Genomic DNA, 11,293 nt, shown 5'->3' with positions numbered 1-11,293 from the left:
TCTATCATATATAATTGTTATGTGTTATCCAGATCCGAAAACCATACGAAACGGTTCGACAGCGGAGAAAGATGGGTTCAAGGAACAACACCACGGGGGCGGTACGGGGCCGGGCCGGGGACCCGTCCTCGTCCACCGGCACCGCCCAGGTCACCGACCAGTGCGGGCGCAGCCGCTCCTCGACCGGCCGGTCCCGCAGCAGCTCCGGGTCGAGGGCGCCGGAGCGGCCGGCGGTCCGCCAGCGGCGGGGGCCGTCGGCGCTGTCGCCGATCTCCACGTATCCCTCGCCCTGGTGCCGGGTCAGCATCCGTTCCCCGGCGCCGGTCTCCACCACGACTTCGGTCAGCCCGGGGAGGGTGAGCAGCAGGGCGTCGTCGATGCCGGCGAGCAGCCGTTCGGTGAGGCCGACGGCGGCGGCGTCCCGCAGCGGCAGGATGACCACCGTGTCGTAGCCGGCGGGCGCGGAGCCCTCGGCGGGCATCGGCAGCCGCAGCAGCGGGACGTGCCCGTCCCGGCGGCGCAGCTCGTCCCCGAGGCCGGGGCTGACGCGGGCCGCGTCGGCGGCCATCTCCCGGGCCTCCCGCAGCGACCAGCGCACCCCGCCGTGCCGGCCCACCAGCGCGGGCTCGTCGCTGACCGCGAGCACGGCGGCGAAGCCGACGCCGAACCGGCCGACCGCGCCCTCGTGGCCCTCCCGCTTGGCGGAGGCGCGCAGGGTGCTCAGCGACTCGACGCCGGTGGCGTCCAGGTGGGCGCCGGTGTTGGCGGCGGCCAGCACCGCCGGGCCGTGGGCGTCCGCCGGGTGCAGGGTGAGCCGCAGCCTGCCGGGCACCCCGGCGCGGGCGGCCGCGTCGGCTGCGTTCTGCGCCAGCTCCACCACCAGCCGGTCCCGGTAGCCGCCCAGCGCGAGGTCCTCCTCGGCGTTGGCGTCCTCCCGGAAGCGGGCGGGGCCCGCGCCCCAGGCGTCGAGCACCCCGCGCCGCAGCCGCGCCGTACCGAACGGGTCGGTCCCCTCGGTCGCCGTCGCCCTCACGCTCACGCTGTGCTCCGCTCTCTCGGCCCCTGCCGGGTTCACACCCCGCACCTTGCGGGGCTGAACGTACCGCGCGCTCCGGGTACCCCCGAACGCCGTCCGCCAGCGGGACGGCTGGCAGCGCTCACACGACGCCCACGGGTCGGTCGCGGAATACCCGCGAGCGGCAGGGAGCGGGGCGGCCGGCCCGTGGACGGGAGCGGGGCGGCCGGCCCGTGGAGGGAAGCGGGGCGACGGCGGCGGGGCGGCCGCGCGCGGGCCGGGCGGAGCGGCGCCCCCACAGCGGGGGCCAGCGGGGGCCGGCCGGGCGGCGTCCCCGCACGGGGGGCCGCCCGACGGCGTACAGCGCTCCGGGGCCGGCCGGCGCCGGGGCCTAGCTGTGGCCCAGGTCCTCGGCGGCGGACTCGTCCGTCGAGGCGGGCGGGACGGAGCCGCCCTCGTCGGTGCGGGCGGAGTGCAGGGGGAAGGCGTCGGGGGCCATCGAGTCCAGGACCGGCGCGGCGGGGCGCGGCGGCTTGGGCATGACGGCCGCCTCGGAGTGGCCGCCGCAGCCGAAGGCGAGCGAGACCACGCGGCCGTCGGCCGGGGAGAACTCGTTGGCGCAGACGCCGAACGCCTGCCGCAGGGAGCCGGACAGCGGCTCCAGGAAGCCGCAGGAGACGCAGGAGGCGGGCGCGGCCTGCGCCATCGGGGTCTTCGCCCCGAACTCCTCCTCCCAGCGGTCGGCGGCCGCGTGCAGCCCGTACCGGGACAGCACCCGGGCCCGGCGCAGCCCGATCTCCTCGGCGACCGCCGAGATCGCGCCGCGCGACGGCGTACGGGTGGTCAGGTCGGCGTCCTCGGCGTCGAGGTGGTCGGCCATGTCGTGGGAGACCGCGGAGTTCGGCGGCGGCTCGTCCTCGCCGGTGTAGCCGGGCTCCAGGCGCAGGTCGTCCTGCTCGGTGGGCAGCAGGTCCCCCGGGCCCATGTCACCGGGGCGCAGCCGCTCGCTCCACGGCACCCACTCGGGGGCGAGCACCGCGTCCGGGCCGGGCAGCAGCACCGTTTCGTCCAGGGTGACGTTCTTGGCGCGCGAGGCCCGGGTGACGGTCACCGCCCAGCGCCAGCCCCGGTAGCCGGGCTCCTCGGCGGTGAAGAAGTGGGTGACGACCCGGTCGCCCTCGGCGACCACCCCCGTGTGCTCGCCTACGACACCCGGCGCGGCCGCCTCCTCGGCGGCCTCCCGGGCCAGGCCGACCGCCTCGGCGCACAGACGGTCGGGGGTACGCGGGGTACGGCTTCGCGTCGTCGCAGCACTCACAGGTCTCGCTCATCTCCTACGCCGTGTCACAGGTGCGCCGGCCGGTCCGCGATGCACGGGCGGCGGGCGGAGCGGACCTGTGGGCCGCATCGACGTCCGCGCCCGACGCGTCTCGGGCACACCTATCGCCATCCATTCTGCGGGATGCCGAAGAGGCGCGCGGCCGAGAACCTACGCCGCCGACGCGCTACGCACGCTACCTCCTCGCACGCCCGCGGCCCACCTGCGCGTCGCACGGACCTCCCGCGGGCCCCTCCCCCGCGTCCCCCGAGGGCGGTCGCGCCGCACGTCCAAGTAGCCGTCATGCCGGTTCGCCGGGCGGGGAGCCGGGGCACTATGACGGCGTGGCAGCGGCGAGCTCGTCCGACGACGACGGCGCCGGACCGCTTCGGAGGGCGGCCCGGCGGGCCGGTCGCGCCCTGCGCGCCCCGTTCGCCGGCACGGCCCGCACCGTCCGCCGGGCCACCCACGCGCACGGCGCGGGCGAGTCCGGGCTCGGCAAGCTGATCGAGCTGCACGCGGTGAACGGCGCGGGCGACGTCATGGTGACCGTGGCGCTCGCCTCCACCGTCTTCTTCTCGGTGCCGACCGACGAGGCGCGGGGGCGGGTGGCGCTGTACCTCGCCATCACCATGGCGCCCTTCACCCTGCTCGCCCCGGTGATCGGCCCGCTGCTGGACAAGCTGCCGCACGGCCGCCGGGCCGCCATGGCCGGCGCCATGCTCACCCGCGCCCTGCTGGCGATCCTGATGACCGGCGCGGTGGTCACCGGCTCGCTGGAGCTGTACCCGGCGGCGCTCGGCGTGCTGGTGGCCTCCAAGGCGTACGGGGTGGTCCGCAGCGCCGTCGTGCCGCGGCTGCTGCCGCACGGCTTCTCGCTGGTGAAGGCGAACTCCCGGGTCACCCTGGCCGGGCTGCTGGCCACCGGGATCGCCGCGCCGATCGGCGTCGGACTCCAGCAGATCGGGCCGGCGTGGCCGCTGTACGGGGCGTGCCTGCTGTTCGCCGCCGGGACGGTGCTGGCGCTGTCGATGCCGCACAAGGTGGACTCGGCCCGCGGCGAGCGCAAGGCCCACATGCTCACCCACGGCGAGCGCAAGCCGAGCCTGCGCACGGTCGGCCCGTCCGTGCTGCACGGCCTCCAGGCCAACGCCGCGCACCGGGTGCTGTCCGGGTTCCTCATCTTCTTCCTGGCGTTCCTGCTGCGCGAGCACCCCCTGGACGGGCAGAGCGCGGCCGTCTCGCTGAGCATCGTCGGGGTGGCCGCCGGCGTCGGCAACGCCTGCGGCACCGCGGTCGGCGCGTGGCTGCGGGCCCGTGCCCCGGAGCTGATCGTCGCCGTGGTGCTGGCCCTCGCGCTGGCCGCGGCGGTCGCCGCGTCGGTGTTCTTCGGCGGGATCGCGGTCGCCGTGCTGGGCGCGGTGGCCGGCTTCACCCAGGCGCTGTCGAAGCTGTCGCTGGACGCGATGATCCAGCGGGACGTGCCGGAGTCGGTGCGCACCTCCGCCTTCGCCCGCTCCGAGACGCTGCTGCAAATGGCGTGGGTGGTCGGCGGCGCCGTCGGCATCGCGCTGCCGCTCAACGGCCCGCTGGGCATGGGCGTGGCGGCGGTCATCCTGGCGCTGGGCGCGCTGCTGACGGTCCGCGGCCTGCTCGGCGCGGCCCGCCGCGGCACGGCCTACCCGCGAGCGGCGTGAACGCCTCGGCACCGGCGCCGTGAACGCCCCAGGGCGGTGCGGCGCGCCGCACCCGGGCGTGGCGCGGCGCGGACCGACGTATAGCCTTCGGGCCATGACCGTTGCGTTCTCTTCCGGTAAGGCCCGCCGGGCGGCAGTCGCCCTGGGTGCCGTCTCGGCCGGACTCCTCGTACTCTCCGCCTGCGACAAGCCGACGCCGCTCGCGACCGTGACGGTCGGCTCGGACTCCGTCTCCACCGAGGCGACCTGCTACAACGACGGCGAGGCCGTCAAGGAGTCCGAGATCCAGGGCTGCCTCAACAAGAAGGCCGGCAAGACCATCACCGTCGCCGTCGACGACAAGATCCGCTTCGGCGTCGAGCCGGAGATCGCGGAGAAGGGCTGGACGCTGTTCATCGGCGGCCAGCAGGCCGAGCAGGAGCCGTACCACAAGACGTACCGGACCATCCCGGCCAACGCCTTCTTCTCCAGCCAGACCGGCGAGACCTCCAACTCGGCGCAGATCTCCATCGTGGAGACCAGCGGCAAGAAGCTGACCGGCGTCTGGCAGGTCGAGCTGAAGAAGGAGCAGGAGTCCTGACCCTGCGCGTGCTGGTGGTGACCGCGGTGGCGGCGGAGGCGGACGCCGTACTGGCGGGCCTGGCCGACGCCCCCGGCGCGGCGCCCGCCACCGCGCCGCGCCCGCTGCCCGGCGGGCGCACCGTCACCCGCGGGCTGCGCGCCGGGGACGCCCCGGAGGCGCAGGGCCTGGTGGACGTGGTGGCCGGCGGCGTCGGCCCCGCGGCCGCCGCGGTCGGCGCGGCCTGCGCGCTGGCCGCCGAGCCGGTCCCGTACGACCTGGTGGTGGCCGCGGGCATCGCCGGCGGCTTCCCGGCGCACGCCCGTCCGGGCGGCCTGGTGGTCGCGGACGCGCTGGTCGCCGCCGACCTGGGCGCGCAGGCGCCGGAGGGCTTCCTGCCGGTGGAGGAGCTGGGCTTCGGCCGCTCGGTCCACCTGCCGCCGCCGGGCCTGGCCGCGCGGATCGCCGCCGCCGTGACGCATCCGCCCGCCGGCCTCCCAGTGGCCGTCGGCCCCGTGCTGACCGTCGCCACCGTCACCGGCACCGCGGCCCGCGCCGCCGAGCTGGCCGGCCGCCATCCGCGGGCCGCCGCCGAGGCGATGGAGGGGTTCGGGGTGGCCGAGGCGGCCGCCGCGTACGGGGTGCCGGTCGTCGAGGTCCGGGCCGTCTCCAACACCGTGGGCCCGCGCGACCGGGCCGCCTGGCGGATCGGCGACGCCCTCGCCGCGCTGCGCACCGCCTTCCGCACCCTCGGCGCGACCGTCTTCCTGGAGAAGCTGTGACCACACCGGACGCCTCGACCGCACCCGGCGCCTCGACCGCACCGGACGACTCGGCCGCATCGGATGCCCCCGGGGCCGGCGCGGCGCGGGACGGCTCGGTGAACGGCTCGCGTGGCGAGGCCCTGCGGATCGCCTACTCCCCCTGCCCCAACGACACCTTCGTCTTCGACGCCTGGGCGCACGGCCGGGTGCCCGGCGCGCCCGCGCTGGACGTGCGGTTCGCCGACATCGACGTCACCAACGGCATGGCCGAGCGCGGCGAGCACGACGTGCTCAAGGTGTCCTACGCGGTGCTGCCCTGGGTGCTGGAGGAGTACGCCCTGCTGCCCTGCGGCGGGGCGCTGGGGCGCGGCTGCGGCCCGCTGGTGCTCACCCGCGCCGACGGCCCGGCCACCGGGGCGGACCTCGCCGGGAAGACGGTCGCGGTGCCGAGCGAGCGCTCCACCGCGTACCTGCTGTTCCGGCTCTGGGCGGCCGAGCAGGCACCCGGCGGGGTCGGCCGGATCACCGTGCTGCCGTTCCACGAGATCATGCCCGCGGTACGGGACGGCCGGGTGGACGCCGGGCTGGTCATCCACGAGGCCCGCTTCACGTACCAGGACTACGGGCTGCGCAGGCTCGCCGACATGGGCGAGCACTGGGAGGCGACCACCGGGCTGCCGATCCCGCTCGGCGCGATCATCGCCCGGCGCGCGCTGGGCGCGGACACCCTGCGCCGGCTCGCCGAGGCCGCCCGCGCCTCGGTGCGGATGGCCTGGGACGATCCGGCGGCCTCCCGGGCGTATGTGCTGGAACACGCCCAGGAGATGGATCCGGCCGTCGCCGACCAGCACATCGGGCTGTACGTCAACGAGTTCACCGCCGACCTCGGCGAGGACGGCTACGCGGCGGTGCGCGCGCTGCTCACCCGCGCCGCGGCCGAGGGACTCGTCCCGCCCCTGGCCCCGGACGCGCTCGCCTTCCCCTAGGCGGCCCGTGGGCCGGGGCGGTCCGTGGCCTGGGCGGTCCTTCGCGTGGGCGGGCCTCCGCCTGGGCGGGCCTCAGACGTCCAACTGGTCGGCGACCGCCCGCAGCAGCCCGGCGATCTTCTTGCCCTGCGCCTTCTCCGGGTAGCGGCCGCGCTCCAGCATCGGGCCGATGTTCTCCAGCAGCGTCGTCAGGTCCTGCACGATGGAGGCCAGCTCGTCCGGCCTGCGCCGCTGGGCGGCGGCCACCGACGGCGTCGGGTCGAGCACCGTCACCGACAGCGCCTGGTCGCCGCGCTGACCGGCGACCACGCCGAACTCCACCCGCTGGCCGGGCTTGAGGGCGTCCACTCCGGCGGGCAGCACGGACGAGTGCACGAAGACGTCGCCGCCGTCGTCGCGGGAGAGGAAGCCGAAGCCCTTCTCGGGATTGAACCACTTGACTTTGCCGGTAGGCACGTCCGTCCTCGTCCTCATCCTCGTACTCGGTGGGGTGCGTCGCGGGGGCCGGTGGCCCCGGACAGCAATGCAGCGGGTCATCGGAGACCCGCCACTGCTCAAGGCTAATGGTCGGGGGGCCGGAGACAAGACGTCGCCGACCCGTTCCCCCGGCCGGGGAACTACCCTGGCCGGATGAGTGACGAAACCCCCTCGCACACCGCCGCGCCCGGGGACGGCCTGGTCCGGGCCGGTGCGGTGGTCTTCATCATCGGCGCGGTGGCCACGCTGGCCACCATGGCGCCGCTGTTCCTGGGCACCGAGCCGTTCCCGCCGGTGGCCTGGGCGGTCTGCATGCTGATGGGCGTCGGGTTCGCGATCGCCGCGGCGGGGGTGCTGCGGTCGGTCGCCGCGCAGCGCCGCCAGGCCAGGTCCGAGGCGCGGGCGGCCGGCGCCCGCTGACCCGGCCGCCGGGCCTCTACCGGGCCGCCCGGAACGCCTCCCACCAGGCAGGAAAGGCCGTCAGGTCGTCCAGGACGACGTCGGCGCCGGCCGCCCGCAGCTCCTCGGCGTCGCACGGGCCGGTGGTCACCGACAGCGCCAGCGCACCGGCCGCGCGGGCGCCCCGGACGTCGCCGACGTGGTCGCCGACGTAGACGCTCGCCCGGTGGTCCCGCAGCGCCTCCGCCTTGCCCTCGGCCCACAGCCGCCCGATCACCGCGTCCGGCCCGATGCCCAGGTGGGCGAGGTGCAGCTTGGCGTGCTGCTCGTTCTTCGCGGTGACCACGATGACGCGGCCGCCCGCGTCCCGGATGGCCGAAACCGCCTCCCCCGCGCCGGGCAGCGCCCGCGTGGGCTCGATGGCGTGGTCCGGGTACAGCTCCCGGTAGCGGGTCGCCAGCCCCGGCACCCGCGCGGCCGGCACCCACTGCGCCAGCTCGTGCTCCAGCGGCGGCCCGAGCCTGCTGACGGCCACGTCGACGTCGATCGGCGCGCCGGTCTCCTCGATCAGCGCCTCATAGGCGGCCCGGATGCCCGGCCGCGAGTCGATCAGGGTCATGTCGAGGTCGAAGCCGACCGTGAGCGGTGCGAGGGAAGCCATGCCCGCCATTGTGCGCGCCGCCTCCCGGGAAGCGGGAGGCCGGCCCCGGGGGCGCGGGCCGTCGAGGCGGGCCGCGCCCGGGGAGACGTCCCGGGACCGCCCCCGCCCCCGCCCTCGTACGCCGCCTCACGCCCGCCGGGAGCGCCACGCCAGGTACAGCGCCGAGGTGAGGGCGGCGGCGCGGAGGGTCCAGGGCCAGGTCTCGGAGAGGGCGGCGCGCAGGGGCTCGGAGCCGGCGGCCAGCGGGTCGCCCCAGCGGCGCTCGGTGCGGCCCCACAACCACACCGCCGAGGCGACCAGCACCGCGGCGGGCAGCCCCAGCACCGCGAACTTCGCCTCGGTACGGCTCAGCCTCCGGGAGGCGTAGGCCAGCCCCCAGCCGGCGACCAGCACGATCCACTGGCCCAGCACCACCCCGGCGACCAGCAGCGCGGCCGCGGCCAGCAGCACCGGGTGCCCGGCCCGGACCGACCCGCCGGCCAGACCCAGCCCGCGGCGCCAGAGCGGGGCGGCGACCACCGCATCGCCGCCCGCCACGGCCACCGCCTCGCCCTCCGCCGTCTTCTCCGGCTCGTCGACGCCGGGCTCCGGTTGCGGCGGGGGCGGCCGGAGCATGGCCGGGATCTCCACCCCGCCGCGGAACCCGGGCACGAGTCCGTCCCCGCTGAGGTCGAACCGGGCACGCTCCACCCGCCACCAGTCCGGTCCCTGGGCCTGCGCCCCGTCCTCGTCCAGCCCGATCAGGTGCGGGCTGCCCGCGTCCGGCGCGGCGCCGGCGGCGGAAGCAGGCTCCTCGCCGCGGCCGCCCTTGCGCCACCGCAGCCTGGGGCCGCGCGCGCCCCGCTGCTCCGGTACGGCCGGCTGCTCGGGCGCGGCCTCCGGAGGAGGCGCGGCGGGGGCCGGCGGCGCGCCCGGATCGGCGGTCGCCGCCGCGACCACCGCGTCCGGGGTGCCGAGCGAGCCCAGGATGGAGCGCACCGCCGCGGGCGTGTCGTCGCGCGCGCGGCGGCTGTCGATCTCGCCGCGCAGTGACGACACGAGCCGCATCCGCGTCTGCGAGTCGAGCTGCCGCTGCTGGGCCAAGTCCCCTACGCGGCTCAGGTAGTCGAAGACAAGCCGGTCGCTTTCGATCCCCACCGTCACGACGGTAGCGCCTCCGCAGGGGCTACCGTGGTGCGGATGGGGACCGGCTGAGCACGATCGGGAGGCACCCGTGCCCTCAGGCACCGAACGCGACGGCAGCCCGGCCGGGCCCGGCGACGGCAGTACGACGGGGACACCCGGCGACGGCGGTACGGCCGGAACGCCCGGCGACGGCGGTAGGGCAGGAGCGCCCGGTGGCGCGGCGCCGCGCACGCTGGCGGAGGAGCTGCGGGCGCGCGGCGACCAGGGGCTGGCCGAACTGCTGCGCCTGCGGCCCGATCTGGTCGCCCCCGTCCCCGCCGACCTGACCCAGCTCGCCACCCGGGCCGGGACGCGCGCGTCCGTCGTGCGCGCCCTGGAGCGGCTGGACCGGTTCACCCTCCAGACCGCGGAGGCGCTGGCGGTGGCCCCCGACCCCGCCCCGTACCTCGTCCTGCTCGGCCTGATGGCCGGCGACGAAGGGGACGCCCAGGTCGAGACCGCACTGCCGGACGCGGTGCGGGCGCTGCGCGCCCAGGCCCTGCTGTGGGGCGGCGACGACCGGCTGCGCCTGGTGCGCACCGCGCGCGAGCTGCTGGCGCCGTCCCCCCAGCACCCCTCCCCCACCGGGCTCGGGCCGACCGTCGCCGAGGCCACGGCCGGCATGTCGCCGGGGCGGCTCCAGGAGATCCTGGCCGCCGCCGGGCTGCCCGCGACACACGATCCGGTGTCGGCGGTCACCGCGTTGACGGAGCTGTTCACCGACCGGGAGCGGATGGCCGCGCTGCTGGACGGCGCGCCGGTGGAGGCGCTGGGCGTGCTGGACAAGCTGGTGTGGGGGCCGCCGTACGGCGAGGTCAGCGCGGATCCGGCACCACCGGTGCGGTGGCTGCGGGACCGGGGGCTGCTGCTGCCGACCACGCCGCGCACGGTCGCCCTGCCACGCGAGGCGGCGCTGTACCTGCGGGCGGGGCGGGCGCACCGCCGCACCGAGCCGCTGCCGCCGCCCGTCACCCCGGCCCGGGAACACCGTCCACAGGCTGTGGACAGCACCGCGGCCGGTCAGGCGTACACCGCGCTGACCACCGTCGAGGAGCTGCTCAAGCAGTGGAACGAGGGCGGGCCGCAGGTGCTGCGGGCCGGCGGCCTCTCCGTCCGCGACCTCAAGCGCACCGCCACCGCACTCGACGTCTCCGAGCCGGTCGCCGCCTTCTGGCTGGAGACGGCGTACGCGGCCGGGCTGCTCGCCTCCGACGGGGAGGCCGACGAGCGGTACGGCATCACCCCGGCGTACGACGCCTGGCTGGAGCTGCCCGCCGCCGAGCGCTGGGTGCGGCTCGCCGCCGCCTGGCTCGCCGCCACCCGCACGCCCGGACTGGTCGGCGCGCAGGACGCCAAGGGCCGCACCCTCTCCGCCCTCGGCCCGGACCTGGACCGCGGCGCCGCCCCGGAGGTGCGCCGCCGGGTGCTGGCCCTCCTCGCCGGCCTGCCGGCCGGGGCCGCGCCGGACGCCGACGCCCTGCTCGCGCGGCTGCGCTGGGAACGCCCCCTGCGCGGCGCCCAACCCGCCGCCGGCGGCGACCTGCGGACCAGACTCGCCGACTGGACGCTCGCCGAGGCCGAGCTCCTCGGCATCACCGGCCGCGGCGCGCTCGCCGCCCACACCCGCGTCCTGCTGACTCCGCCCGACGGCTCCGACGACCCCGCCGGCGGCTTCGACACCGCCGCCGCCGAGAAGTCCGCCGCCGCGCTCCTCGCCCCGCTGCTGCCCGAGCCGGTGGACGAGGTGCTGCTCCAGGCCGACCTCACCGCGGTCGCCCCCGGCCCGCTGCGCCGCCCGCTCGCCGACACCCTCGGGGTGCTCGCCGACGTCGAGTCCAAGGGCGGCGCGACCGTCTACCGCTTCACCCCCGCCTCCGTGCGCCGCGCCCTGGACGCCGGGCAGGCCGCCTCCGACCTGCACGCCTTCCTCGCCGCCCACTCCCGTACGCCGGTGCCGCAACCGCTCACCTACCTGATCGACGACGTCGCCCGCCGGCACGGCCACCTCCGGGTCGGCGCCGCCTCCGCCTACGTCCGCTGCGACGACGAGGCCGTCCTCGGCGAGATCATGGCCGACCGCCGGGGCGCGTCCCTGCGGCTGCGCCGGCTCGCCCCCACCGTCCTCGCCGCCCAGGCCGACCCCGCCGCCCTGCTGGCCGGACTGCGGTCCATGGGCTTCGCCCCGGCCGCCGAGTCCGCCGAGGGCGACGTCCTGATCAGCCGCGCCCGCGCCCACCGCACCGGCCCCCGTAC

The 11,293-nt window shown here is 77.1% G+C and carries 10 protein-coding genes and 1 pseudogene; 6 read left to right on the top strand and 5 right to left on the bottom strand.

Translation table 11 applies throughout. From position 1 onward, the window contains the following. Nucleotides 1–88 precede the first annotated feature (88 nt). Together C6N75_RS24825 and C6N75_RS24820 are read right to left on the bottom strand one after the other, a co-directional pair. A pseudogene (locus C6N75_RS24825) lies at nt 89–1,033 on the bottom strand (sacsin N-terminal ATP-binding-like domain-containing protein); the annotation flags it as partial. Nucleotides 1,034–1,406: 373 nt separating this feature from the next. Then, nucleotides 1,407–2,333 carry a DUF3027 domain-containing protein gene (locus C6N75_RS24820; protein ID WP_105871120.1) on the bottom strand — a complete coding sequence of 309 codons (927 nt, stop codon included), beginning with the start codon at nt 2,331–2,333 and terminating at the stop codon, nt 1,407–1,409. Between the two features lie 344 nt (nt 2,334–2,677). On the opposite strand from C6N75_RS24820, the gene C6N75_RS24810 reads away from it, so the two are divergent. The 4 genes from C6N75_RS24810 to C6N75_RS24795 all read left to right on the top strand — a co-directional run bounded on the left by C6N75_RS24810 (nt 2,678) and on the right by C6N75_RS24795 (nt 6,339). Next, entirely contained in the window at nt 2,678–4,030 is a 1,353-nt protein-coding gene (locus C6N75_RS24810) for an MFS transporter (RefSeq protein ID WP_105871119.1), read from the top strand. Nucleotides 4,031–4,124: 94 nt separating this feature from the next. Continuing rightward, the gene (locus C6N75_RS24805; RefSeq protein ID WP_105871118.1) at nt 4,125–4,610 is read left to right on the top strand and encodes a DUF2771 domain-containing protein; all 486 of its coding nucleotides are present in this window, start codon (nt 4,125–4,127) and stop codon (nt 4,608–4,610) included. Nucleotides 4,611–4,612: 2 nt separating this feature from the next. Continuing rightward, entirely contained in the window at nt 4,613–5,371 is a 759-nt protein-coding gene (locus C6N75_RS24800; protein WP_105871117.1) for a futalosine hydrolase, read from the top strand. 98 nt (nt 5,372–5,469) lie between these two features. Continuing rightward, on the top strand, nt 5,470–6,339 hold the full coding sequence (locus C6N75_RS24795) for a 1,4-dihydroxy-6-naphthoate synthase (RefSeq protein WP_105871123.1): 870 nt from the start codon (nt 5,470–5,472) through the stop codon (nt 6,337–6,339). Between the two features lie 72 nt (nt 6,340–6,411). Here C6N75_RS24795 and C6N75_RS32150 read toward each other — a convergent pair whose 3' ends face one another. Next, on the bottom strand, nt 6,412–6,795 hold the full coding sequence (locus C6N75_RS32150) for a cold-shock protein (RefSeq protein ID WP_105871116.1): 384 nt from the start codon (nt 6,793–6,795) through the stop codon (nt 6,412–6,414). Nucleotides 6,796–6,969: 174 nt separating this feature from the next. On the opposite strand from C6N75_RS32150, the gene C6N75_RS24785 reads away from it, so the two are divergent. Beyond that, on the top strand, nt 6,970–7,236 hold the full coding sequence (locus C6N75_RS24785; protein WP_105871115.1) for a hypothetical protein: 267 nt from the start codon (nt 6,970–6,972) through the stop codon (nt 7,234–7,236). Nucleotides 7,237–7,252: 16 nt separating this feature from the next. Here the strand turns inward: C6N75_RS24785 and C6N75_RS24780 are convergent, their stop codons facing one another. Beyond that, entirely contained in the window at nt 7,253–7,885 is a 633-nt protein-coding gene (locus C6N75_RS24780) for an HAD family hydrolase (protein ID WP_105871114.1), read from the bottom strand. 117 nt (nt 7,886–8,002) lie between these two features. After that, nucleotides 8,003–9,013, bottom strand: coding sequence for a hypothetical protein (locus C6N75_RS24775; RefSeq protein WP_105871122.1), 1,011 nt, complete (start codon nt 9,011–9,013; stop codon nt 8,003–8,005). Nucleotides 9,014–9,233: 220 nt separating this feature from the next. On the opposite strand from C6N75_RS24775, the gene C6N75_RS24770 reads away from it, so the two are divergent. Continuing rightward, nucleotides 9,234–11,293: helicase-associated domain-containing protein (locus C6N75_RS24770; RefSeq protein WP_105871121.1), on the top strand; the 2,060-nt coding region annotated here is incomplete at its 3' end.

Origin of the sequence: Streptomyces solincola, assembly GCF_002982015.1 — a bacterium.
GTDB lineage: Bacteria > Actinomycetota > Actinomycetes > Streptomycetales > Streptomycetaceae > Streptomyces > Streptomyces solincola.
This window is presented reverse-complemented; position numbering and strand designations above follow the sequence as displayed.

Coding starts and splice junctions, on each gene's coding strand:
- C6N75_RS24805 (WP_105871118.1), top strand. CDS start 4,125: ATGACCGTTGCGTTCTCTTCCGGTAAGGCCCGCCGGGCGGCAGTCGCC.
- C6N75_RS24780 (WP_105871114.1), bottom strand. CDS start 7,885: ATGGCGGGCATGGCTTCCCTCGCACCGCTCACGGTCGGCTTCGACCTC.
- C6N75_RS24785 (WP_105871115.1), top strand. CDS start 6,970: ATGAGTGACGAAACCCCCTCGCACACCGCCGCGCCCGGGGACGGCCTG.